We start from the raw sequence: 24,290 nt of genomic DNA on the forward strand, positions 1-24,290 counted from the left end.
TGATATTCTCAGTTCGGCAGTGGCCTTGGCTCAGTGTGCCTTAAAGAAGTCGTAAGGTCGGAAGCGGTGTTCCAGAAAAGCCCCGTTTTCTGCGAGGGCGCGGGCATCCTCGGCGAGAGCGCTGGTCAGCATGAGCTGCATGCGTTCCTCGAGCAGGGTCAACTGGTCGAGCAGCATGGTCTCTGCAGTCTTGCCGCCTTGCAGCGGGTGGATGTGGGCGAACGCCGGCGGCAGGCGCAGGTAGCTTTCCAGTGTCGCTGGCAGGTATTCGCGTACGGTCTTTTCGACGCTATGGCCTTCCTCGGAAAATACCGTGTGCTCACCCAGTCGAGGCAGCAACTCGGCCAGGGTGCGATGGAGGTTTTCCAGACGTTCCTGGGCCGACTTGGGCAAACGCTTGCGGACTCGTCGAACCAGCAGTTCCAGTTCCTCCAGCAAGGCTTCGGCGTGGGCCTCGCGGGCAAAGGCGAGATGCGGCGTGGCTGGTGCCAGTTGCCAGGCTAGCAGTGCGCCGAGCATATACAGGCCGGCTACCAGATAGCCCCAACCAGGGCCGATCAGGCCGAAGAAATATAAGCCCAGCCCGGCCAGGCCAAGCAGGCTGCCGAGGATGTTGGGGTAGCCGTACAGGTACAGCCAGATCCGCGTGGCGAGAGGCAGGGGTGGCGTCATTGATAGCCGCGGATGGCCTTGAACATGCTGGACAGCCCGATCTTTCGGCTATCGAACATGCGCCCGCCGGTGAGTTCTGCCAGCGCGGTCAGTTCTTCGGCGTTGCCGTTGCCGAACAGCACCGTGAATACCCGAACCTGGCGAAGCGATTCCGGCAGGCCAGCATGGAGCGTACGGAATTTCTCCAGGCTCATGCCTTCGTTGGACTGGCCGTCAGTCATGGCGACAATGGTGTAGTAACGATCGGGGTTGTCGCGCATGGCAACTTCGGTCTGGCGATAGGCCTCGACGATCGCGTCGTACAAGGCAGTGCCGCCACGGGTGTGCAAAGCCTGGGCATGATCGCGCAGCCTGGCCAGGGTGCGTTCATTGCTTTGCGGGCTGTCCCCCATGTCGGCGGCGAGCACGAGATCATGCTCGACCCGGCTGGAGAAAGGAATCAGGGTAATGCGCTCCCGGTTCTGGAAGCGGGCAAAGCGTCCGGTGAGCGTGGCGTCGCCGCCGGCCAGACCGATCAGGGCGGCACGCAGCCCATTGAGGCGCTCGCCTTCCATCGAGCCGGAGATATCGAGCACGAAGAAGGCATGCGAGGGGCGGCGTTGGCGGCCGAGATAGGAAAGCAGCAGGCGGTCGATGACCTCGATCCGGGCCGGAAAAGAGAGTTCACCCAGCAATACCTCGGGGAACAATGTACGGTCGGCAGCCACCGCTGGATTGACCGGCCGTCGCCGGGTTTCACGCATCAGCCAGGTCTGCGCGGTCTCGCCCTTGAGCCAGGCGACTACCTTTTCATAGGCAGCGCGCTTTTGTTCGTCGAGCAAAAGGAGTGGGTAGTCGGCAGTGAGGATGCCATCCTTCGGGTACACGATACGCATCGGTACCGCACCGGGCGTGGCGTTGTGGGCCAGCAATACCGATTCATAATTGATCATGCCATCGAGAGGAGCATTGCCTTCGGCATAGGCTTCGGCCAGCCACCCGGAACTGCCGGCGGTGAGTTGGTGACCCTTGAACAGCCCGGACAGGTCAAGCCGCTCCACATCCGCCTCGGTAAGGGCATCGGCCTTGCCCGAGAAGGCCGCAGCGACCCCCATCAAGGCGGAAAAGCCGCTGTTGCTCGAGGTTGGATTGGTCATTGCGAAACGGAAACGCCCAGCCTCGGCGGCGCGGGCAATCTCCTTCCAACCCAGATCAGGTTGCCGCTCCCAGCCGAGTGCCTTGAAACGATCAGCCTTTACGCCTACGGCTACCGGCGACAGCATGATCTTTTCCGAGGCCCGCACACGGGCTCTCGCTTTGGGTTCCAGCATCAGGTATTTGGCATGCGAGAACCAGGCGGTGTCGAACGACTCCTCTCCTTGCAGGCGCTCAACCCCGTCCAGGGTGCCGCTGTACTCGAACTTCAGGCGTACGCCGGTGGCGGCTTCCAGTTGCGGCAGTAGCGGTTCGACATCCTTGAGCTCGGAGCCAGCGAGCACGGTGAGCGTGTTCTCTGCTGCCTGTTCCGTCGCGCGCTCGCAGCCGGCGAGGATAAGAATGCCGAGCAGGGCCGGCAGGAAAGATAGTCGGCGCAGCCAATAGGGCATGATGGGCTCCCGGATGAAGGGGTCGTCAGGGCGAACAGGAAAGCGCGTTTCAGAGACGAACCACGCCGTCGGCGGGCGTAGCCACCCGGGCAGCCTCACGGGCCTCACTTTCACGTGCCTGATCGAGGTACTTGCGGGCCCGCTCGACCTGGCCGGTGAGCGCATCGACGGTAAGTTTCATGTTGTCCAGTGCTTTGACCTTGTACTCCGAGATGCTGTCCATGGTGGCGAAGACGTTGTCGAACGATTGTTGCAGCTTTTCCACACCGATCATGCTGGAGCTCGCTTGCTGGTGGATCTCGGCGCTCTGGGTGCGGAGCAGTTCGCTGGTGGCGACGATCATGTTCTCGGTCGTGGTGTTGAGGGCTTTGACCTGTTCCAGCACCAGCTTCTGGTTGGTCAGGGCCTGGGCGACCATGACTGCGGTGCGTAGCGCGGAGATGGTGGTGGTGGAAGCACGATCAACCCCCTTCATCAATTCGAGATTGTTCTTGCGGATCATGTCCAAGGCGAGGTAGCCCTGCACGCTCACTGCTAGTTGGGTGAGCAGATCGGTGACCTTCTGGCGGGTGTAGAAAAGTAGCTCTTCCTTGACGATGCGTGCCTTCTCGGGGTCTGCCGCCTCGATCTCGGCGACCCGCCCGACCAGCTTCTCGTCCAGCCGCTTGCCGATATAGACATACTGCTCCAGGCGTTGCATGGTTTCCCAGAGAGCCATCTTCTCTTGCTCGATGGCGGCATTGTCGCGCATCAGTTCGTCCTTGCCATCGGCAAGGCCGGCGAGAATGGCGTTGATATGCCCCTGGGCCGAACGATACTTGTCGAAATAGTCTTCGATGCGGCTACCGAAAGGAATCAGGCCGAGTAGTTTACGCGGCTGGAACAGATCGCCCTGGTGCGCCGGGTTGAGCGCCTCAATCTTCTGCCGCAGCTCGACGAGCCCTTTGCCGATGCCGGAACCAGGGCTGAACAGGCCGTCGTTCATCAAACGTACCGGCCGTTCCAGCATGCGGTTGCTGACACTGGCGGCACGGATTGCGTCGGCATCACCCATGCGATGGATGCTCTCCACCCGCTCGCGGAAGCCGGGGCTGTGCTTGTCCAGGTCGAGTGTGTCGCTGATGAAGGCCTCGACTTGGGCATCCAGTTCGGGGATGACCTTCGAGTCCAGTTGCACCATGCGTCCGGCATTCTCCGGCTCGATCACGGCCACCGGTTCGGGCGGGGTGAGGGCTGGCGGGGTCAGGACACTGGGCGGGGTGAGGACGGTGGTCTCGCTCATGGGGGTCTCCGGGGGCTGGGCAAAGTGAAGGGCTTACCGGCTCGCCATCTGCTCGATGGTGTTAATCATCCGTTCCAGTATTTCGTAGGCCGGCGGATCGACCACGTCGAGCAGGGTCGCCGGGGCAGAAATGCCGCGTGTCCGGTTGATTGACTCGAACAGTCCCGGTTGAACCACACGATAGCCGTATTCCACCGCCAGTCGCTGCAATTCGCTGTCCTCCGCGAGCAGTTCGCCCAGGCGGCGGCCACGTTCGGAAATCGGCACCAGCACATGCTTGGTATATACGGTTGGTTCGGGGTAGAGCAGCACCATGTCCGGGTTGCGTTGCGCGGCCGGGGTGTTGGCCAGGTATTCGATGAATTGCGATTCATACATCAGCACCAGCGGCGCCTTGCCCATGCCCATGGCAACGTAGTCCTCGAACGGGCCGGCGCTGGAGGATTCCTGATAGCCCTGCTTGAGGAACAGTGGTGCGATGACGGGTAGTACCTTGTTGGCTTGCGAATCGTCCTGCACCACGTTCCGATCATTTGCCAGATAGCTGAGCAGTGCCAGATACATGGCGGCCGAATTGGAGGTGCGGATGTCAGTGGTCGAGACCAGTACGCTCTTGCCGACCGGATACTGATTGTTGCCGGGGATGTCACGCCAGCGCTTGCCGGCATCCATCCAGTGCATCAGCTTGAGCATGTCGATGATGTACCAGGTGTCATCACGTTTCTGGACAATGCCTTGAGCCTCAAGTACGGCCACCACCGGCTTCCAGGAGGCAATCACCATGGGGGTGAAGAATGTGGGGTAAGCCTGATGCTTTCCCTGTTCCTTCTGTAATTTAGTCGCTGCCGGTGTGCCGGCCGGATAGGCGAAATCGTATTCGTTCAGATCCGGGCGCAAGGCGATCTCGCGCGAACCAGCCTTATGCGCCTCTAGACGCAGGCCGAAACTCTCCAGTCGCTGCTGGAGCCGTGGGTCTTTGAGGAAAGGGATTTTTTCCGAGCCGGACAGGCCGCGTACGGTTTCGATGCTGCCGTTGCGCTGTTCGGCCAGGCGGCCCTGAAATGAATACCAGATTCCCAGGCTCACCCCGGCAAGCAGGAGCAGGGTGAGCAAGGGGCCAAGGATCTTGCGTATCAAGTCGGCCAGGGGCATGGGAATCATCACGATAGGACGCAGCCATCGTAGCACCGCCGGACCGGGATAATATTTCAGTCATATTTCAGGTGCTTGCAGCGTCAGTGCTGCGAAATTCCGTCAGGGATTAACCCGCCTGATTTTTATGCCAAAGTGCCGGGAACGATCCCGGCACTTTCGATTCACTCAACTGGGCAGCAGGTTCTTGACCAGGCGCTCGGAGAGCTGTTCGTGGGTGAATTGCGGTTCGTTCGGCGGGTAGAGCGAGTCTTCGTCGAATTCAAAACCATGCTCGCGGGCGAGGCTGCGCAGTTCCTTGAGTTTCTGGCAGGCCTTGAGTGCTTCGCCAAGGGCAGCATCGGCCCGGGCTTTTTCGGAAAATGCCTTGATGTTGGCAACGGACATCGGGATTTCTCCTGAGAGTTTGTGTTGGTGGATGAACTGGTGCACATCCGGGCATGTGTCGGGTTCTCGACAAAAATGCGGGATTGAGCAACCAGGAGAACCCGGTAAGCAAATTCAGTGCCGCTTCAACGGCTGGAGAGCGATGTGGGTGGCGTGAGGCTAGTGCGCCGCCTGCCGGAGCGTCGCCAATAGCGCGGCGGCAGCAGCGAACAGACCGCCGAAGATGCGGTTGAGCAGGCGTTGTTGTCCGGGTTCGCGCAGCAGTCGCAGAACGCGGGCGGCGAGGCCGGTGTAGCCGGCCATGACGATCAGGTCGACGCCGACCATGGTGATGATCATGGTCAGGTATTGCGCCAGTAGCGGCCGGGTCGCATCAAGGAATTGCGGCAGGACCGCGAGGATGAAGACGATGGCCTTGGGGTTGCTGGCATTGACGATGAAGCCGCGCAGCACCAGCGCGCCGGGATGGCCGCGACGCTTGTCGACCGCCTCGGCATGCAGGTCACCAGGCGGTGAAGTCCATTGTTTCCAGCCGAGGTAGAGCAGGTAGAACACACCGAACCATTTGATCAGCGCAAAGGCCAGTTCGGAGCGGGCAAGAATGGCGCCGACACCGGCGGCAACGATGGCGATCTGCAGGATCAGCGCCAGTTGCAGGCCGATGGCGTTCCAGAAACCGCGCCGAAAACCAAAACTGAGTCCGGAGGACATCGAAGCAACGGCGCCGGCACCAGGCGACAGGCTGATGACCCAGCAGGCGATGAAGAAGGCGAACCAAGTATCAAGGGACATGAGTGAGGCTTTTGGAATTCCGGCGCGAGCTTATTGGTGGGAAAACTTGTTTACGGCGTATTTCAGGGTGGGTTCAGCGCTTGAGGTTACGGTGGAAATTTTCGTGCGTACCGACCAGCAACAGCAGGCGGGTTTCCGGGTCGTATTCGTAGGCGAGCAGAAACAACTGGCCGACACATGAGAACTTGTAAACAAAGATGCCTGCCAGATCACCTTTCTTGGCTTCGCCTAGTGAGGGATTGACCACAATTGCACTGATCGCATCGTCAACATCGGCTTGTTGATTCCTGTGCAGTCGTTTGTAGGCGCGGCTGAAGGTATTGGCCTGAAGAATCTGGACGCCGCTCATGCGTCACGTTGGCCTTGCGGAACGAAAGGCCTTGCGTTCTCCCGACCTTCGGCGCGCGCAATCAGCAAATCGCGCACAAAATCGACGGGTAGATCGGGGTTGTCAAGAGCAGCCTTACCGACTTTGGCCCAAAACTCGATCTGCCCTGAGATAGTCCGGCATTCGGCCTTGGCGTGAGTTTTCGCGTTTTCGTAAAGTTCGTCTTCGATACGGACTGGCATTCCCATGATTGACCCCTGCTACGTAATGCTACATTTGTAGTTTATGAGCCTCGGCGCTTATCTGCAAGGTTTGCCTCTGGGGTATGACCGCGCCGTTTGCCGAGTTTCTGCCGACAACGCGGATAGTTCTGACACCCCCAGAAATCAGCTTTTCCGTTTGCTCCTTGCCTGGCCACCATCTTGATGCCACAACTCGGGCAGGTCGGGATTTCATAATCGCCATCCACTGCGAAGGCCAGCAGGCTTTCGCGCTCCGGCGCCGGGAGGCGCTGAATCATCATCAACAGCATGTTGCCGTCGATCAGTGTGATGCGATTGGCTTGGGCAACGGCCTTGGCTTCGTCTGAGTACGAGCCGCTGGTCATGAAAAAAGCTTTGCCGATCTTCTCGTGAGTCATCACGCCCAGCAATTCGCGAATGGGTTTCACGCCGACGTAACGCTCAGCCCAGGCCTTGCATTGCACGATGGAAGTCGGGCGGCCGGAATCATCTTGATAGAGGCGGATGTCGATGCCGCCATCCGGGCCAAGGTCAGTCGTGTCGCTACGAATGCCTTTCTTTTCGTAGAACTGCTGGCAAACGTCCTCGAAGCGTTTCCATTCCAGATCGCGGATGACGTCCAGGGTCCATTCGGTGGGTTTGGGCTTTGTCGTGCTGGGTGTTGTCTGGCTCTCGCTCAGGAGCTTGTCGAGAATGTCGGGGCGGGTATTGTGATCCGCTGGCTTTTCGCTGGCTGGCGCCGAATATGCCGGTTCCTGTCGAGGTTTTTGCCTGGGTGCGCTGGTTCTGGTCGCCGGCTCGGTCGCTGGTGATTTTCCCTTCGAGACTTTTCCCTTGATGAAGACAATCGCTGCGATCAGGAAAAAAGCGCCGGAGAACAGCCAGGCAAGACCGGAAGCGGCTGCAGCCATGGGCTGCATGAACATGTTGCCACCAGCAATCGCCGGGAAAACGCCCTTGAGGAACACTAGAACAGCAAAGCCAAGTCCGACGCTGAATTGCCAGGGGAGATCGAGTAAGTCCTCGATTACTGACGTTCTCCGATTTCCTCGTCTTCTACGCGCCATCCCCGCCCCCTGTGTGTTTTGAATCCGATTGTACAAGACAGGGGAGGGGAAATGACTTGGTGATATGCTTCCGGGCTGATCTGTTTCGTTCGCTCTCGATATGACTACCCATCTTGATCGTCTACTGTTCGGCCTGAGCCGACCGTGGGGCTGCGGTCGGTATCGGGCGGCAATGTAGTAGTCAAGGGCCCTACAGCCAGCAAGGTGGGCCAATGACCGCTCACCACTTCGGGCTACCGCCGGACCCGACCCGGAAGAGACGCTCATCCCATCGGCGAATGAACGGTTGGTTTGTGTTTAGAGCAGTCGTTCAATTTCCAAACTGGATCATAAATAATATCCGCGCGCTGCTAGTGGCAATCCTCAAGCAGGCGTCGTACTGCTTGAGCAACTCCTAACGTATATGCACTATGATTTCTCCTCCGCAATATTTTTAGGTGGCGCAATGGTTTCCCCACGACTGGTAGCAAAAATTGAATCCGAAGAACCAACCCTCCGGCTTGCAGTGCTTATCGATGCGGACAACGCACAAGCTGCTGTTATCGAAGGAATCCTCGCAGAAGTGGCTCGGTTTGGCGAAGCTTCGGTCAAGCGGATTTATGGCGATTTCACTTCCCCGAATAGCTCATCCTGGAAAAAAGTTCTTCAGAAATACGCCATCAAGCCAGTCCAGCAATTCGCATACACAACAGGGAAAAATGCGACGGATAGCATGCTCATCATTGACGCGATGGATCTGCTCTATACCCGCCGTTTAGATGGCTTCTGCCTGATTACCAGTGATAGCGACTTTACGGGCCTAGCTACTCGCATTAGAGAAGAGGGACTATTGGTTTTGGGTTTTGGTGAACAAAAAACCCCTGATGCATTTCGAAATGCGTGCAATAAGTTCATTCTCACAGAGGTACTGCGCCGCCCCGCCTCCGAACCCGAAGTGGCTCCAAATAAGTTTGATGCCACGCCTATCGCGGAGGCAAAGCCCACGCCAGAAGGTCTGGATACCCCTATTTTTCCCAAGGGTTTTCTCCTTTCTGCTCTTGAAGAATCTTCAGATGAAAGCGGATGGGCTCATCTTGGTACTTTCGGCAGCTATCTCACAAAGCTCCAACCGGATTTTGATTCTCGGGTATATGGCTTCAAGAAATTATCAGACCTAGTAAAAGCCAAAACTGATTTGTTCATTACCGAAGAACGCCTACCACCTGGTAGCCAAACCCAAAAACAACTTTACCTACGTGCAAAGTAGTCAAAAAATCAGCGTGCGTTATTTACCAACATGTGGTTTGCGTCCCTATAACAGCTCATCAAAATGGTGCCTTCATGAAAATCAATAAACTCCCAGTTACAAATTCCCTACGAGATCGAATTGACCATCTGATCAAAGCAATTAGTACGGGGATGTACGAACGGGAGGAAGTCATTGCTGTATCACTCCTGGCGGCACTCTGTGGGCAGAATACATTTCTTTATGGCCCACCGGGGACAGCAAAGAGTCTGATATCCAGGCGTCTCTCCTGCGCCTTTCACAATAAGGTCTACTTTGAATATTTGATGAACCGCTTCAGCACGCCAGAGGAAGTGTTCGGCCCAGTTTCGATAAAGGCATTAAAGGAGGATCACTATATTCGGAAGACAGACTCATACCTTCCGAAAGCAGATTTCGCCTTTCTCGACGAAATTTGGAAATCTAGTCCTGCAATCTTGAACACGCTTCTCACACTCATCAACGAACGAGTATTCAAGAACGGTGAAACTATAGAGCAAGTGCCGCTTAAGGCATTACTTGCTGCATCAAATGAAACCCCAGACATCAATCAAGGGTTAGAGGCGCTATATGATCGTTTCATTGTCCGATTGATGGTTCAGCCCATCAGTGAGTTGGAACACTTCGAGTTGTTATTGAGCAGCAAACCTAGTTTGGCAGAGGCTAATGTTTCTGAGGGGCTCCGCATTAAGTCTGAAGAATGGGATGCTTGGCTGCAACAAATCCACTCAGTCGCGCTGTCATCGGAAACACTGACGATCATTCATCTGATCCGAGAAAAAATTTCAGAGTTGGATAAATCGAGCACAGTTTACGTATCTGACAGGCGCTGGCAGCGAGCTGCCATTTTGATGAAGGCTGCGGCGTTCTTTAATGGACGAGCGGAAACCAATCACAGTGATGCGTTGCTGCTGGAACATTGCATTTGGACGCATGAAAGCAATTATAAGACAGTGCAGGAAATCGTTAGGGATGCGGTGAAGCAATCAGGAATTGATAGTGGAATCAGCTTGGCCGATATAGACAGAAAAAAAGATGCCCTAGATGCCGAGATAAATGATGAACTTTTTCACTCGTCGGATATTTACAAAACGGAAAAAATTGGCGGCAGAGAATTTCTTAAATTTTCGCCGAATTTTTACCGATGGAATGACTACAACCACGGCAAGCAGATATATATCTCGGTGGATAAAATTAAATCCAAGGATAAATTTATTCCGGTTGACCAGAATGGAAATGAACTTAATCACGTAGATTGTCAGTTTCACGGCCAAGGTACTTGCAAGATTCATTTCAATGCTGGGAATAGGGATGTTTTTGATTTCAAACCAGATATCTTGTTCCACAAAGGCGACAGAAAAGAAAAAGTAAATGATAGGCTTATAAAATCATTATCCATAGCCGTTTCTGAAATAAAGAATGAACTTCAGTCGGCTCTAAAAGTTGTTATAGACAAATTTTCGGCACTCGATGTTCAGCTTACCTCTCTTTTTGTGCCCACCGAGAAATCTGGTTTGGCAATCGCGGGAATCTCCGAGCAGATTGAAAACCTGAAACTTCGCATCAAAGATTGCGAACGGCTTGAAGAGCTATGCCAATAACCCAAATCTTAATCGCCTCAGAAAGTATTAGCGACGAGATCTGCTCTTCCTATTCCGCACTGCTGGCCAGTTCAAATGCTATCCATAGCCACGTCACTGATCGAGTCAGGGAATGGGAGTTGGTGACTACGTCCATTCTCGATTCGAAATTTCCTTTTTTGTCGCAAGAACAAGATTTTTTTGACTGGTACAATCACCTGAAAAACCCAGCTGTTTCCGAGAGCGATCTTGATAAGGCGGTGGATGCATACATGGATTTCTGCGAAGAAATTGGGCATCCGGCTAACGAATCGTTTTGGCGAGGTCAGTTCAAATCAATAACGCCGAAAACAGCCATTGCTAAAAAACTCACTGACGACACTTCCATTGCCATCCGCCTATTGTTGAATGAATGGCAAAAGCGAATGGATCAAGTTCGTGCGGAATGGGAACTTCGAGAAATCGAGGCACGCCGGGCTGCTCTCCTAGCAGAACTCGAAAAAATATTGGACTCATTGAAAGGCTTGCAAGAACGGCTTCAAGAACTTGGCCTGGATACGGGCCTCTTGCTCGACCTGTCCAAGGGGAGTCTCACTGCTCAGGACATTCAGCAATTCGAGCGATGGGCAAAATACCTTGCGGAAGATAAGGGTATCAAGAGGTTGTGTGAACTCTTGGGAAAAATCCGACAAATTGAACTGTCGGAAAAAATTGAGCGCGTCAGGTCTGTCACTCCTGTTCAAGCAAACCTTCCTGACATCAACTCAAGGGAGGAAATTATCGGCATCCGGCTTGGGTGTGATCTTGAACATGTGTTGCCCTCTGAACTTGCGCTACTTGCAGACCCTGACACTGCCATCCTATTCGACCTGAAATATGTCGAATCCAGTCTTATGTGCTTTGATATGAACGGTATTCAAAACATCCATAGGCATGTGGAAACAGAAGAAGAGCGAAATATTAAAGAAGCCGAAAAGCAAGGTCCAATGGTCATTTGTATCGACACCAGCGGATCAATGAACGGTACGCCCGAGACTGTCGCCAAGGCTGTCGCTCTTTTCCTCGCCACGAAGGCAAGGGAGCAGAAAAGACCCTGTTACCTAATCAATTTCTCGACAGCTATCTACACGTTGGATTTGAGTGCAGATATCGGCATGGAATCCCTGCTACGCTTTCTAGGGATGTCATTTCACGGAGGCACTGATGTTGCTCCAGCCCTTGAGCACGCATTGGATAAGATGGAAGAGGACGCTTACAAAAACGCAGACCTGCTGATCGTTTCCGATTTCATTATGTCCGAACTGCCAGAATATTCGCTAAGCCGAATAGAAGGCCGACGACTTGACGGGAACCGTTTTCACTCGCTTGTTGTTGGTAACTGCTACATGTCCCATCGCCTGAAAACGTTTTTTGACAATGAATGGGTTTATGACCCGCGAATCAGTCGCATTCATGAACTAGTAAGTTTTGAGCGAAACATAATCGAGAAAGCGTGTGTTCAATAGTTTGTGGCTGTAATTGCTGTAAACACAAGATGTACGTCAACATTGGCGGTGCCTTAGATTCGCCATTCCGGCTGCACATGAAGTAGAGCAGACGTTTGACTGGCTGCATTGTGGAAAAATCGAGCGGCAACTCCTAGCCGGCGGCATGCCTTTGAGGATGCACTGCCGAAAGCAGCCGCTCGCCGTTCGTCACGATGTTGCTACAGAGCACTTTCGGATGGAATGCCAAATGAGTAATCGGCCAACTGTCGCCATTCAATAACTCCGTAACGCAGCCATCCCAATGGCTGCTATCCCCTAGATGCTTGCCCGAAACTGCGACTCTCGCAGCATGGGCATAAAAATGCTATATTCATCAATAATTGTGGGTGCCAGTATCATGCCCTAAGAGGCTATTTCTTCCGACCGGTTGAGCTTCCAATTTAACGAATATGACACAGCCTCTAAAGACACTGATCACCGAGGATAGCCTAGACTTTGCGTTAAGGCATATTTCACACTATTACGACACTGATTTTTTCCCAAGAACTGAGGAGTTTCTGGCTATTGGCCACTCTTGGAATGAAGTCAAGAATTTTATTCTTGAATCCGATCTCGATAGCATTATTTCTGCTACGCCACTAGTTGAACCATGGCCTAAGACGAAAAGTGGTTTTCGAATCGTTCACCGTCCTGAACCCCTGGATTCTATTGTTTACGCGGCGCTCGCAAAGACTGTTGCGCCTCACGTTGAAGCGTCGCGAGCCAGTCCAGAAATTGCCTGTTCTTATCGTATTTCCGAAAGTGATAGGAGTTTTTTTGCTGATGGCTCAGGGTTCAAGATCTATCGAGAACGCTGCGAAAAGCTATCAACGGTATATCCATTTGTTCTTTCTGCCGACGTGGCTGATTTTTACAACAAGATATATCTTCATCGGTTGCAAAATGCGATCCAGCTTGCAACTGATACCCCGCAGGGGATATCAAAGCGCATTGAATATTTTTTAACGGCACTTAATACAAAGGCATCGCAAGGTATTCCGGTTGGACCTGCCGCTAGCATCATTATGGCAGAGGCGACACTTATTGATGCGGACCAATTTATTTATAGCCGAGGCTTTGAGCACGTTAGATATGTTGATGATTTCCGAATATTTGGAAATTCGCTTCATGAACTGCAGGCTCTGCAACAGGACCTATGTGTATATCTTCACGAAAACCAAAGGCTTTCCTTGTCTCCAGGGAAAACCCATATAAGCAAGTCTGATGAATTTCTTCACGAAGAGCTAAATAATCAGTACCAACTGGAAAAGCTGGAAATCCTGGGTGAAATTGAGGTTGTTAATCCGTACACGATGGAGGTTGTAGACTTCGATTTTGTCGTAATCGAAAATGCAGGAGGGGTTTTATTAGACGCACTGACCCGTATCGCCAAATTCGAGAGTCTCGATCTGGGAGTCATACGGGCCATTGTGCGGCGAGCCAGGGCGCATGAAATTCGAGATATCGCAGAATGTCTTTTGGATAACATCGCGTTTTTTTCTCCTGCCATCAACGATATTGTTCTATATCTCGACTCGATTACTGATGCCGCCTTCGTTGCTTCCCTCTCTGCCAAAATTCAAGGTTTGTGTGATCATTCTGCGACAAACTTGCGAGCCGTACGTCTTTGGCTCGAATGGTATTTTTCTCGACACCTAGAGTTGCTCAGTATCCCAAAAATTCGCTCTTTTGTTTTTTCTAGCAAGCGCCTCAGGCCTCAGGCACGTGCAGCAATCACGATGAACAACCAATCATGGGTAAAGGATCGAAAGAACCAGTTACTGCACCATGCATATTGGGATAGGCGTTCAATTTTATTAGCTGCACAAGTGCTCTCAAAGGACGAGCGAGAGAAATGGCTAGCTCCCATCATTAGGGGAGGGAATCTGGATCGAATGGATAAATGGATGGCTACTTGGGTCTTAGACGGAGCACCGGATAGTTTTTCGCTCGACGATGATTTGCCCTTCTAATGCGAAGTCCATCGCTTATGGTTGAAAGACAAGTCTCGGGAATCATCAAAATGCTGTTCAGGCAGTGCTCTTGTTAGTACTTACCCGTTGGAAGGTCTGCTGTTCTTAGCTTTCTGGCTTTCCGGCCTACAAACATGCTTTGGACCGCTACAGACGAAAAAAAGGCCAGAACCCATGTTTTAGCTAGGTTTTCTGGCCTGATTCGTACTGCTTTGGAACTGTCTATGGTGCCTGGGCGAGAACAAAACAGATCGTCGAAATGATTGCTACACAACGAAATTGGCGGGTGGGTATTTTTTGATACCCCCATTGATACCCCCAAAAATTATTCTCGATTGAAAAATGGGAGAGGTTTTAGGTCTTGCTCACGAATGAATGCCAGGTCAGCAATCACCAGATTTACACCTGGCCCGGATATCCACCAGCCAAGCCCATAGGGGGCGATCGTCAATCCTCGGGCCGTGCATAGTGCCCGTGTTCTTTCCCGGTAATGCTCACGTTCGTTTTCAGTCATATTAGCTCCTATAAATGAAAACCCCGGCACTCGGCCGGGGTAGTTGCTGGTCACGCGCTAAATTTTTCTCTCGTAGCGCCACCAGCTTTCGGGGTTTTGGGATGAAGCGGCACTCACCGACTAATCCGCCGCCAGCTATGCACAAGGCCCCCGCTGGCTGGGCACCACAAACCGCTTAGACGGTCTTGAGCTGCTTGAAGAGTGCGTCAGGCTGGACGATGTAACCATCCATGCGTGCATGGGCGATAAGTGCATGCTGGCCTTTGCCCGCATTCTTCCAGCGTACAACTTCAAGACGAAGGTCGCTGCGCACGGCAACAATGATCGCTTTGGCGAAGTCACCCAGGAAGGCGGTGCCTGCCGGCAGGGCCGTTGCTGTGTACTCGGCCATTTGGGCCAAGGCGGGCGGCTTGCCAAGCCAGCCACCGCTGGAAGATTTCTGCGAGGCGCGGCCAATGAAATCAGCCGGCGCGCTGATGATTGCGCTCGGAACACCTTGCTTATAAGCCATGGCACCACCAACAGCAGCGAGCACGTTTTCCCAAAGCGCGGGATCTTGCGCAACAGCAGCAGCATAAGCCGTGGCAGAAGACGTGATACCAGCGTCTGCCATGAGCTTTTCAAAAATCAGCGCATCGAGTTTTTCGGCAAATGATCCAGCGACGGCAAGCTGTATCACTTGGTTAAGATTCGGCGAATCTTGCACCAGTTCCTCACTGATTGGGATCACCGCCGCCAGCAGCTTTGGATTGGCGGTAACGTAGCCCAAGTCAATATCGCTTTCGGTGATATCGTCGACATTTTCCGTATGCTGAATCACATCCGGGTCGTTGCCTAAAATTCGGGCCAGATTGGTAGGGTTGTCGATAACCAGCGTTTGAGCGCCGGCCTGAGTGATCGCCGATTGCTCGCGGACAGTATCAATCACCTGGTCAGCAATACCAATAGGAACCAGGGCCGGGCCGCTACCCATAGCCTTGCGGCTGCCGACAATCGAATCCTTGACGAACTCGCCCAGGTCGAAGCCTTCACGCTCGGCATTGCGCATGCTGATGCGCTGCGATTTCTGCAGCAGATAGCATTCAGCGCCCTTGGTGGTTTTGCCAATCTGCAAAGTGCTGCCGGCGCCGTCCAGCCCGAAATCGCCGGTAGCGCCAGGGCGGCCCATCTTCTTTTCGATTGAGGTTATTGCATTTTCGAGGTCGGCGACTTTGCTGTCATGCTTTTCTCGAAATTTTTTGAAAGCTTCGCCCATGTCTTCCATGAGAACGACCAGCTCGCTTTTATTTTCCATTTGGAAATTCCTTTATGAGTTCGGTTTTTTTTGGCGCATGTTTGCGCCGGCTATCCGCTTCGCTTCAGATCGGCTAAGACCAGCTTCCCGCAGGTCTCGCTCTAACTGCCGCTTACGGTTTGCCAAATCGGCCTTGGTCAAAATAGATGTCTTAATCCCTAAGACACCGAGAAATGACCTACCGAAGTGACCGAACGCCATACTGAATTGCTCAGCGCTGCGAACGTTGAAAACTTTATTCCATAAAACTTGTTTTTTCAAGATGTTTATTCCTGTACGGTATATAAGGGGGTTTGTGATTGACGGTCTATTGATGCAAAACAGGCAACCGGGTCACACTCACCTGGATCACGCTAAGTTCTAACTCTCGGCAGATTCGGGTTGCCGTCGTCCATAGCGGCTCATTTGCTTCAACGGCCTGAAAAATTCTCCAGATCGATGAAGATCGTTGAACAGAGCCCCTGTGATTTCACCCCTCCCCCCTTCCTGAATCCACCCCATAAATTCGACTTTGGGAATGGCGGTGTCCAACTTTTGGTGTTTAACTTTCATACCCCCCTCCTGTGTCTGCGCTCGACAGCTGTCTTTGCCTTATGGCATGCGGAGCACAGCAACTGTTTGTTGCTATCGTCGTCGGCACCTCCATCTGAAAGCGGGGTGATGTGGTCCACCTCTGTCCCGGGCATAACAATTCCGCGGCATAGGCAGTGCTGGCATAGCCCGTTATCCCGTCGATGGATTCGGGCCCGATCGGCAACCCCATTGCGGCCGGTTTTACGCTTGCCTTCTGATCCATGCTTGCCGTACCCACGTATTGGCTTATGCTCGATACACCAAGCACCATGCCTCGCAAGTCGTTTGCATCCTGGATGTTTACAGGCTTTGGGTGCTGCCATCGGCATACCATTCCTCCCGGTCGGTATCGACAATCGACAATCCCGACAATGTCGACGGATGCTTAAAAAATAGGCGGTGAGTCGAGATTGTAGACTTCGTCGTTTGTCCATGGCTTGAAAGTGTCAAGTCGCGGAATATAAAGATAAAGATATTCAAAATAGGCTTCATGGCGACAATCTCGTTTCAGTCTACAAACAGCTTTGGATTCATGCGGACCATGGTGGTGGGTGGGGCGCCTTTGTTTGGCACCTTGTTGACCCTGGCTGAATCGCTCTGGCTCAAACGCTCCAGGGCTTTCTCAAGGCGAGCAACCGAACGGAACCGGCCCTCCATGGCTTTCTGGCAATCGCGCCGGCTGAATGACAGCCTCCGCCCATCACGCGCCCACTTGATGATTGCCGCCGCGTCGGTGTCTGTCGCATCACCGCCCAGCAGCCCGAATGCTGCCTGTGCATGCGGTATCAGCAGCCGGCAAAGCTCAACCGCTTTGGCCGTGGCATCGAGGCTGACAGCCTCAGTGCTGGGGCCAGCCTCTGCCAGTTCCAGCAGCGCAGCAATCCGTGCCGCCGCCCCTGGCAACTTGCTTGACCAGTCAGCAATCGACTCCAGCCCGCCGCGCTCACCCTGTTGCTTTTCGATCTCGTCGGCAAAGTCTAGCCACAGCTCGCGGGCCGGGTCGCTCATGCCGATCACACGCGGCCTGCTGGCAATCTGCTGCCGACCATCCAGCAGCGCATGCAGCCGGCTTTCGTAGTCGTTCTTCACATAGCTGGGGATCGTCCAGCGCCGCCGCACGTCTCGTTTGCCCACGTTGCTTTCGGGCATGGCAAACAGGAAGCGGGCGAGCAGGCCGCTGTCACGAAAGCGCCGGCTACTCGCTACATCCGCCAGCACGCCCGGCTGTAATGCCAGGCCAAAAGTCAAGGCGGGTTTGTCGATGTGGGCGCAGCGGTCAGCCCGATCCACGCGCATCGGCGTCCCGGCGTGCCCCTGCAGGAACACATCAAGGCTCGCCATGCCGCCCGAGTACAACCCGGCCATGATCAGGAATATCCCGGCCTCGTCGCTCAGCACGGCCATCCGTTCGCCATGCTCGACCAGCAGGGCCTGCAGACGCTCGGCGGTGACATCCCCGGTGAAGAGACGCGGCGCCCGTATTTCGGCCGGCATTGCTTCCTCTTCTTCTTGGATCAGCTTGCGGATACGCTCCCGATCTTCGTCGCTCTCGGCGTTGACGGCATCCTTGGCCAGTTTCTCGATACGTTTCTTGCCGACCAGGCGGGCGGTGGTTGTCCTGGCAATCTCTGAGCGCAGCCTGTCACGCTGTAGCTTTTCCCAATGAACCAGGGGCGCCGCCAGGGCATTGATCACCGCCGTTTTCCGGCTACCGCTGGGTAATGCCGTCAGGGTCCAAAGGCTCAGCGGTTCGGTGTATTCGTCTTCCTCACCGAACGGTGCCACCTCAAACCGGCGGTGCAGGGCAGTGGCCAGCACGGACAGGGCGCACATTACCGCCATGGCAGGCGGTGTCTGTGTCGATTCGGCGACAGCCTCAGCCATTCGCCCCACCCAGGTGGGCAGGATACTGGCCGGCAGGTCGGGCACCGGCATCTGGCCAGGGATGATCGGATCGGGCCAGTTGTCGCCGATGCTGACGACGTTTTCCCGGTCGGTGCTGGCATGGCTGTCTGGCTTGGCATCAATCACCGCCGCTGATACCGCTGCAGCAACGGCACTTTTGCCCGCTACTCTCGCCAGGTCGTTGAAATCGGAGCGATCAGACATTGGCCATCTCCATGAAAAGAGGAATAGCCACCGCCGCCCGCGCCGCCCTGGCGGCATCCTTCGCAGCGGTTACGCCAGGATTGCCAGGGGTCTGATCGTCGTTATCCGCACAGATCACCATCGGCAGCGCCGGGAATTTCGCCCGCAGTGCTACAGCCACCGGCTTGATATTGCCGGCATCAAAGGCCACCGCCGTGGCGTGGCCTGTGGCCTCGTAAATCGTCGCGCCTGTGGCGTACCCCTCACAGACACAGAGCATGCTGCTGGGCCGTCCAATGGCGTGATAGCAGCCGCGTTTCCGGCCACCGGTAAGGAATGTCTTCTTGCCGTCGGCGCCAATGAACTGCAGGCTCCACAGCTTGCCGTCTGCATCTCTCACAGGAACGACAAGCTGCCCGCGTAAATCCTTCAAGCCGTAGGACTGCACCTGTTTTCGCGCTAGGTAGGGGTGCGCCCCGCTCGCAACGTTGGCGCGCTCCCAGAGGCGCAGGGCACGGAGGGCAGCAGCGGCTTGCACTCGCTCTGTTTCCGCTGCCAGGGCAGCACGGGCAGCTTGCTGCCGCGCCGCCATGGCCTGCCGTTCAGCCGGCGTCATCCGTTCCGGCTTTTCTGCCGACCAGGTACAGCTCTGGCCCGTCTTCCAACTGCCAAACGCCCCGAAGGGCTTGGCTTCATCGTGGAAGACATACCAGCCGTTGAGGCTGCCGGACTTGTCGCCGGCAACCCGGTAGCGGTGCAGGGTGCCGTCAATTTCCAAGGCCGGCTTGTGCATCGCCAGGCCAGCATCGGCCAGGGCATCGAGGAAGGCGTCATGGTGCGCGGCGCTCATTCTTCACCGCCTTTCCCGGCCTGCATTGCCGCCATCCGGGCCCACAGTTCACCCTTGGCCTTACGGTAAGCAGCTTTCGCCTTCTCTTCAGCCTTTTTGGCCTGCCTGGTGCTGAACTGGGCTCTGCCCAGGGCGAGGCTTGCCCGATGCAAGCTCATTTCCAACTGGTGTAGGGTGCGCGGCGTTTTTTCGCGTTTGGTGGTCATGTACGCACCTCCGCAACGCTCATGCCCGTTAGCAAATAGTGAGCATGGTTCGCAGCGGCTCCGATCAGTAGCAGCCAGTTGCTGCTTTTCTGCACGTCACCACAATCTTCATCCGCGACATCAGCCGCATAGGCTATAGCCTGAAGAATCAAGGCAGCCTCGCCGGATGATCCGATGAAACCAGTATGGGATTGGAGCTCGCCCGCGCCCAGGGTGTTTTGCTTAGCCATGGTGATGGCCTCCTTCGACTTTGAGATTTAGAGAACCACCAGAAAACTGGTGGGGGTTGTCTCTCCGCGTCGAAGGATGCGGCCGGGTCCTTACGGATACCCGCAACCCCCGTTGACGGTTGACGGACTGCCGGCGTTGGCAATCCGCGACAAATCGGCGGGGGCAAAACAAAAAACCAGAAGGCTGCGTGCTGCTGGCCGTCTGGTTTCGGCCTTCGACTTTGAGAGAGCCTTCATTCTGCGCCTGGCTGGTAAACCGTGTCAAGCACGCGGCTTGCACGGCGCCGGCCATTGACAGAGAATGGGCGTGTATCAGTTTTTGGCCAGCCTTCGCGCTGGCCTTTTTGTTGTTGTGCATGGCGGCCTCCGCTCAGGCCGCTTGGGCATCGATGAATGCCCGGATGTCTGCCACCTTCCAGGCGGTAGTGCGTTCTGAAAGTTTCACCGGCTTGGGTGCCTTGCCGGTCTTTACCCAATTCAACCAGGTCGAACGAGAAACCGGGATCAAAGCCAAAACACCGGGAAGGCGTATGTAGCCATCATGTGGCAGAGATTGCGATGGATGAAACAAAGTGCCTTTGTGCATGAAATGCTCCTTAGCCAAAATGCAAAAAGGCCGGCTACACCTGGCTGGTGGCCGACCTTTGGACGAAAAAAAACCCGCTTTCGCGGGCTGTTTTAGAGTTCAATAAAATTCAAAGGAATACTATAAGTTATCCTCACCCAAATTATAAAACACCATGTCAACCCCCTGCTGTATGGGCTGCGCCAAAGGGGGGGTTAAGGCTGTGGTGCGTTCTGAAAGTTTAGCCGGCTTTGAATCATTGCCGATCTTTGGACGAAAAAACCCGCTTTCGCGGGTTGTGTTTAGGGTTCAATAGAATTCAAAGGAATACTATTATATGCCCCTAGGAAAATCATAACATCGGTGTCAACCCCCTTAGTCGTTATGCTCTGATTGGAACAACTTCAGCACCGGCCTTCAGCTTGTCCAGGTAGTCGGCCCAGGACTGCATCATGGAGACGCGCTCAGCGATGAATCTGGTTCTGTTGTAGGCGGCGCCAAGGGTGTCGGGTACTTTGTGGGCAAGCTGGTGCTCGATCACTTCGGGCTTAATGTGCAGCTCTTCATGCAGGATGGTCCGTGCCATGGCACGGAAGCCGTGCCCGGTGATTTCCGTTTTCGTGTCATAGCCCATGCGCCGCAGCGCCGCATTGACAGCGGCCTCGCTCATGCATAGCTTCGGATCACGGCCAGGGAAAACATACCGCCGACATCCGGTCAGGGCGTGCAGCTCGCGCAGGATGGCTACCGCTTGTCGGGACAGGGGAACCAGGTGCTCCGTTTTGGTCTTTGTCACTAGGTAGCGCCATTCGCCTTTGTCCAGGTCGAAGCCTTCCCATTCAGCCTTGCGCAGCTCGCCAGGTCGAACGAATAGCAGCGGCGCCAGGCGCAGGGCTGATTGAACGATGAACGTTCCCCGGAATGCGTCGATGGCCCGCAGCAGCTCGCCGGCTTCTTTGGGCGTTGTAATGGCCGGCATGTGCTCGGTTTTCGCTGTGGGGATCGCGCCGCGTAGGTCAGGGCAGGGGTCACGCTCAGCGCGGCCGGTTGCGATGGCATAGCGGAATACCATGCTCAGCTCGGCGCGGATTTTGTGGGCGGTGTATCGGGCGCCGCGTTCATCTACTCGGCGCATCACGGACAGCACATCCGGCGCGGTGACTTCTGCCAAGGGCTTATTGCCAAGCCACGGGAAAACGTCTTTCTCCATCCGGGCCAGCGCCTTGGCAATTTGCGCCGGCTCGATCACCCCCTGGCGATGGTTCAGCCATTCCCGGCAAATGACCTCCAGCGAATTGACTGCAGCAGCTTCCCGTGCGGCCTTGGCGGCTTTCTTTTGCTCGCTGGGGTCAATCCCATCGGCAATCAGCTTACGGGCTGCGTCGCGCTTCTCCCGTGCCTCCTTGAGCGTGGTTTCTGGATACTCGCCATAGGAGAGCAGCTTTTCCTTTCCGTCGATGCGGTACTTGTGCTGCCACAGTTTTGTGCCGTTCGGCTTCACCAGAAGGAAAAGCCCTTTCTCGTCGGAAAGCTTGAACGGTTTTTCCGCCGGCTTGGCGGATCGCGCTGAGATGTCAGTGAGGGGCATTTGGGGGTATCGCCTCCAGGGGTATCGACCGATACCCCCAACAATACCCCCAGATGCGTCTGGATTTCAATGAATCTCGTTGAACGTCGTTGGACGAAAAAAAGGCCAGAAACACCGTGGTTACGTTGTTTTCTGGCCTTCTTTGAATCTCATTAAACTGCTAGATGGTGCTCTGGGCGAGACTCGAACTCGCACACCTTGCGGCACTACCCCCTCAAGATAGCGTGTCTACCAATTTCACCACCAGAGCATTGGTCCGTTTGCGCGGACGCGGAGAAACGAGGCGATTCTCCGGTTTTTTCGTTGGTGCCCAGAAAGGGACTCGAACCCCCACGGTGTTACCCGCTAGTACCTGAAACTAGTGCGTCTACCAATTCCGCCACCTGGGCAGGCGTCGAAAGAAGGCGCGGATTCTAATGCCTGGCTCGTGACTTGCCAAGCCCTTTTTACGATTTCAACGCAGTGGCAGTGCCCGGGTTTCGCCCTGGCGGGGGAGCCAGAAACGGCTTTCCGGCAATTGTCGCCTTTCAAGCGCAGCGGCGACGTCGCGCGGGGGCTGGTCGAAGCTTTCCTGCGACAGCGCGAAACTGCCCCAATGGACGCCGATGGCGTGGCGTGCGTCGGTGTCTTCCATGATCTGGACGGCCTCGTCCGGATTGTTGTGCTGGGGGCGCATGAAGTCGCGCGGCTCGTAAGCGCCGATGGGGACGGCGAGCAGGTCGACCGGGCCGAGGCGCCGGCGGATTTCCTTGAAGTCAGCCGAGTAGCCGGTGTCGCCGGTGTAGAGGAAGGCGCTGCGGCGGCCGTCGTGGTTGATGTCGAGGAAGAAGCCGCCCCACAGCGTGGTGTTGGTGTCGAACGGCGTGCGTTTGCTCCAGTGCTGGGCGGGCGTGAAATGGATGCGCAGGTCGCTCAGATCGATTTGCTGCCACCAGTCGAGTTCGCGGACGCGGGCCATGCCGAGCTTGTCGAACCAGGCCTTGACGCCAAGCGGGACGATGAATTCCGGCGTGTCGCCACGGGCCAGCAGGGCGGTCAGCGTGGCTTCGTCGAGGTGGTCGTAGTGGTTGTGCGAGATCAGCACCAGGTCGATGCGCGGCAGTTCCTTGACGTTCAGCGGCGGCGGCACCTGACGCCGGGCCGACAGCCAGGAAAACGGGCCGGCATGGTCGGACAGGTTGGGGTCGATCAGGATGTTGCGCCCACCCGCCTGTAGCAGCAGGCTGGCGTGACCGAGCCAGGTGATGCGCGGCGGGCCGGCGGGGTCGTCAAGCTGGGCGCGATCCGGAGTTGCCAGCCAGCGTTCGGCAAAGGCGGCGTAACCGCCTTCGGGTTCGGCTAGCGGGCGGAAGTCGCCGCGCCAGCGGCGCTGGATGACTTCATACCAGGGCGCGCCGCCGCGCACGCTCGGATCGTTGTTTACGAAACCGTCGGGGCGGTGGTGAGCCTTGCCGGGGTCGTACCAGCTATTGACCGTGGTGCAGCCGCCCAGCGCAAGGGCCAGCAATAGTGCCGGAAAAACCCCGCGCATCGGGCTCAGACGCCGCCGCCCCGGACCAGGTTCATGATCTGGGTGGCGTCCAGGCTTTGCGCGCGTTGCTGGATCTGCGGCAGATACTGGGTCTGCATCTGCTTGGCCGGGCCGAGCAGGCCCTGGAAGCTTTCCTGCAGCAGCTGCGTGCTCATCTGGCGGCCGCCGGCGTAATAGCGCTTGGCGACCTGGCCGAGGGCGTAGGTGCTGGCAAACGAGAAGGCCATGCCGGTGGCGGCACGGCCGATCTTGCCGGCGGTTTTGCCGGCCATCTTGCCGAGCAGGCCGCCGAGCAGCTTGCGGCCGAATTGTTCGAGGTACTGCGAGGTCAGGCCGACGCCGACGGTGGCCAGGAATTCGCGGATGTGGCCCTGGTCGAGTTCGACGCCGTAAGCCTTGCCGATGCGGTAGACCATCTTCACCTGCAGCGGAATGATCGCCACCGAAGCCCAGGATTGCGGCAGCAGTTCGAGGGCGCCGTTGAGGATGGAATAGTTGAGGATGGATTTGTCGAGTTCGGCTTCGTTGACTGCCGGCTGCGTGCTGGCGGCGGCCGCGACGGCAACCGGTGCGGCGGCAGCGGCGGTGGCGGCAAGCGTGTCGGCCTGGCTGGCAAAGGCGGTGACTTCGGCATCGCCATCGAGGCCGAGACGGGTTTTCAGATTGGCCAGGAAGGCCTGCTCGGCCGCCGTCTGGACACCGTCGGCATCGCAGACGCAGACGGCCATTTCGTAGGCGAACTGGCGCTGGCCGAGTTCGCCCAGTGCCTGCACGGCGGCGTCCAGCGTGACCCGCTTGAACAGCACGTCCTGGTAGAGCTTCGGCAGTTCCGGCGCGTCGGCGCCCATCGATTCGGCGAAGCGACGGATGTGCTCGCGTTCGCGGTCGTCATTGCTGCCATCGGCGAAGGCGGCGAACAGGCTGATGGTCAGGACGGCGTTTTCCGGGGTCATGGCTTTTTTCTACGAGGTTGGGATGGCTGCATTGTGCCGATACCCCC

General features: G+C 55.9%; 25 protein-coding genes and 2 tRNA genes. 4 read left to right on the forward strand and 23 right to left on the reverse strand.

What is annotated here, in order from left to right:
- Window positions 1–30: 30 nt before the first annotated feature.
- The 9 genes from AADV58_RS09030 to AADV58_RS09070 form a co-directional block, all read right to left on the reverse strand.
- Window positions 31–672 (reverse strand): hypothetical protein, encoded by a 642-nt coding sequence (locus AADV58_RS09030; RefSeq protein WP_341742947.1) that lies wholly within the window; start codon window positions 670–672, stop codon window positions 31–33.
- Window positions 669–2,258 carry a VWA domain-containing protein gene (locus tag AADV58_RS09035; RefSeq protein WP_341742948.1) on the reverse strand — a complete coding sequence of 530 codons (1,590 nt, stop codon included), beginning with the start codon at window positions 2,256–2,258 and terminating at the stop codon, window positions 669–671. Before AADV58_RS09035 ends, AADV58_RS09030 begins: the two co-directional genes overlap by 4 nt.
- Before the next feature lie 49 nt (window positions 2,259–2,307).
- The gene (locus AADV58_RS09040; protein ID WP_341742949.1) at window positions 2,308–3,540 is read right to left on the reverse strand and encodes a toxic anion resistance protein; all 1,233 of its coding nucleotides are present in this window, start codon (window positions 3,538–3,540) and stop codon (window positions 2,308–2,310) included.
- 33 nt (window positions 3,541–3,573) lie between these two features.
- The gene (locus tag AADV58_RS09045) at window positions 3,574–4,692 is read right to left on the reverse strand and encodes a hypothetical protein (protein WP_341742950.1); all 1,119 of its coding nucleotides are present in this window, start codon (window positions 4,690–4,692) and stop codon (window positions 3,574–3,576) included.
- 168 nt (window positions 4,693–4,860) lie between these two features.
- Window positions 4,861–5,079, reverse strand: a complete 219-nt coding sequence (locus AADV58_RS09050) for a Nif11-like leader peptide family natural product precursor (protein WP_028995700.1) — start codon at window positions 5,077–5,079, stop codon at window positions 4,861–4,863.
- Window positions 5,080–5,238: 159 nt separating this feature from the next.
- Window positions 5,239–5,871 (reverse strand): LysE family transporter, encoded by a 633-nt coding sequence (locus tag AADV58_RS09055; RefSeq protein WP_341742951.1) that lies wholly within the window; start codon window positions 5,869–5,871, stop codon window positions 5,239–5,241.
- 73 nt (window positions 5,872–5,944) lie between these two features.
- Window positions 5,945–6,220: a type II toxin-antitoxin system RelE/ParE family toxin gene (locus AADV58_RS09060; protein ID WP_341742952.1), complete on the reverse strand. Its 276-nt coding sequence runs from the start codon at window positions 6,218–6,220 to the stop codon at window positions 5,945–5,947.
- Window positions 6,217–6,447, reverse strand: coding sequence for a ParD-like family protein (locus AADV58_RS09065; protein ID WP_341742953.1), 231 nt, complete (start codon window positions 6,445–6,447; stop codon window positions 6,217–6,219). Before AADV58_RS09065 ends, AADV58_RS09060 begins: the two co-directional genes overlap by 4 nt.
- A gap of 35 nt (window positions 6,448–6,482) precedes the next feature.
- Window positions 6,483–7,508, reverse strand: coding sequence for a restriction endonuclease (locus AADV58_RS09070; RefSeq protein ID WP_341742954.1), 1,026 nt, complete (start codon window positions 7,506–7,508; stop codon window positions 6,483–6,485).
- A gap of 445 nt (window positions 7,509–7,953) precedes the next feature.
- Between AADV58_RS09070 and AADV58_RS09075 the strand changes: the two genes are divergently transcribed.
- The 4 genes from AADV58_RS09075 to AADV58_RS09090 all read left to right on the forward strand — a co-directional run bounded on the left by AADV58_RS09075 (window position 7,954) and on the right by AADV58_RS09090 (window position 13,851).
- Window positions 7,954–8,754 (forward strand): NYN domain-containing protein, encoded by an 801-nt coding sequence (locus AADV58_RS09075; RefSeq protein ID WP_424243845.1) that lies wholly within the window; start codon window positions 7,954–7,956, stop codon window positions 8,752–8,754.
- A 74-nt stretch (window positions 8,755–8,828) separates the two neighbouring features.
- Complete coding sequence (locus AADV58_RS09080) at window positions 8,829–10,373, forward strand: AAA family ATPase (protein ID WP_341742956.1); 1,545 nt, start codon at window positions 8,829–8,831, stop codon at window positions 10,371–10,373.
- Between the two features lie 122 nt (window positions 10,374–10,495).
- Window positions 10,496–11,857, forward strand: a complete 1,362-nt coding sequence (locus AADV58_RS09085) for a VWA domain-containing protein (protein ID WP_341742957.1) — start codon at window positions 10,496–10,498, stop codon at window positions 11,855–11,857.
- 431 nt (window positions 11,858–12,288) lie between these two features.
- On the forward strand, window positions 12,289–13,851 hold the full coding sequence (locus tag AADV58_RS09090) for an RNA-directed DNA polymerase (protein ID WP_341742958.1): 1,563 nt from the start codon (window positions 12,289–12,291) through the stop codon (window positions 13,849–13,851).
- A 325-nt stretch (window positions 13,852–14,176) separates the two neighbouring features.
- Here AADV58_RS09090 and AADV58_RS09095 read toward each other — a convergent pair whose 3' ends face one another.
- The 14 genes from AADV58_RS09095 to AADV58_RS09155 form a co-directional block, all read right to left on the reverse strand.
- The gene (locus AADV58_RS09095) at window positions 14,177–14,365 is read right to left on the reverse strand and encodes a hypothetical protein (protein ID WP_341742959.1); all 189 of its coding nucleotides are present in this window, start codon (window positions 14,363–14,365) and stop codon (window positions 14,177–14,179) included.
- A 175-nt stretch (window positions 14,366–14,540) separates the two neighbouring features.
- Window positions 14,541–15,659 (reverse strand): phage major capsid protein, encoded by a 1,119-nt coding sequence (locus AADV58_RS09100; RefSeq protein ID WP_341742960.1) that lies wholly within the window; start codon window positions 15,657–15,659, stop codon window positions 14,541–14,543.
- A gap of 12 nt (window positions 15,660–15,671) precedes the next feature.
- Window positions 15,672–15,920 carry a hypothetical protein gene (locus tag AADV58_RS09105; protein WP_341742961.1) on the reverse strand — a complete coding sequence of 83 codons (249 nt, stop codon included), beginning with the start codon at window positions 15,918–15,920 and terminating at the stop codon, window positions 15,672–15,674.
- Between the two features lie 287 nt (window positions 15,921–16,207).
- Window positions 16,208–16,666, reverse strand: a complete 459-nt coding sequence (locus tag AADV58_RS18655; protein ID WP_081700179.1) for an HNH endonuclease signature motif containing protein — start codon at window positions 16,664–16,666, stop codon at window positions 16,208–16,210.
- 73 nt (window positions 16,667–16,739) lie between these two features.
- The gene (locus AADV58_RS09110; protein ID WP_341742962.1) at window positions 16,740–18,341 is read right to left on the reverse strand and encodes a YfjI family protein; all 1,602 of its coding nucleotides are present in this window, start codon (window positions 18,339–18,341) and stop codon (window positions 16,740–16,742) included.
- A complete protein-coding gene (locus AADV58_RS09115) occupies window positions 18,334–19,170 on the reverse strand; it encodes a toprim domain-containing protein (protein ID WP_341742963.1) in 837 nt (278 codons plus the stop codon). The genes AADV58_RS09110 and AADV58_RS09115 overlap by 8 nt, the downstream gene beginning before the upstream one ends.
- Window positions 19,167–19,376 (reverse strand): hypothetical protein, encoded by a 210-nt coding sequence (locus tag AADV58_RS09120; protein WP_341742964.1) that lies wholly within the window; start codon window positions 19,374–19,376, stop codon window positions 19,167–19,169. The genes AADV58_RS09115 and AADV58_RS09120 overlap by 4 nt, the downstream gene beginning before the upstream one ends.
- Window positions 19,373–19,606 (reverse strand): hypothetical protein, encoded by a 234-nt coding sequence (locus AADV58_RS09125; protein ID WP_341742965.1) that lies wholly within the window; start codon window positions 19,604–19,606, stop codon window positions 19,373–19,375. Before AADV58_RS09125 ends, AADV58_RS09120 begins: the two co-directional genes overlap by 4 nt.
- A 370-nt stretch (window positions 19,607–19,976) precedes the next feature.
- Window positions 19,977–20,192: a helix-turn-helix transcriptional regulator gene (locus AADV58_RS09130; RefSeq protein ID WP_341742966.1), complete on the reverse strand. Its 216-nt coding sequence runs from the start codon at window positions 20,190–20,192 to the stop codon at window positions 19,977–19,979.
- 361 nt (window positions 20,193–20,553) lie between these two features.
- Entirely contained in the window at window positions 20,554–21,759 is a 1,206-nt protein-coding gene (locus AADV58_RS09135) for a tyrosine-type recombinase/integrase (protein ID WP_341742967.1), read from the reverse strand.
- Window positions 21,760–21,924: 165 nt separating this feature from the next.
- Window positions 21,925–22,009 (reverse strand) — tRNA-Leu (locus AADV58_RS09140).
- 54 nt (window positions 22,010–22,063) lie between these two features.
- A tRNA-Leu gene (locus AADV58_RS09145) sits at window positions 22,064–22,148 on the reverse strand.
- Between the two features lie 65 nt (window positions 22,149–22,213).
- Window positions 22,214–23,290: an MBL fold metallo-hydrolase gene (locus tag AADV58_RS09150; RefSeq protein ID WP_341742968.1), complete on the reverse strand. Its 1,077-nt coding sequence runs from the start codon at window positions 23,288–23,290 to the stop codon at window positions 22,214–22,216.
- Window positions 23,291–23,295: 5 nt separating this feature from the next.
- Window positions 23,296–24,243 carry a YcjF family protein gene (locus AADV58_RS09155; RefSeq protein ID WP_341742969.1) on the reverse strand — a complete coding sequence of 316 codons (948 nt, stop codon included), beginning with the start codon at window positions 24,241–24,243 and terminating at the stop codon, window positions 23,296–23,298.
- Between the last annotated feature and the right edge of the window lie 47 nt (window positions 24,244–24,290).

The organism is Azonexus hydrophilus, assembly GCF_038368255.1.
Lineage (GTDB): Bacteria > Pseudomonadota > Gammaproteobacteria > Burkholderiales > Rhodocyclaceae > Azonexus > Azonexus hydrophilus.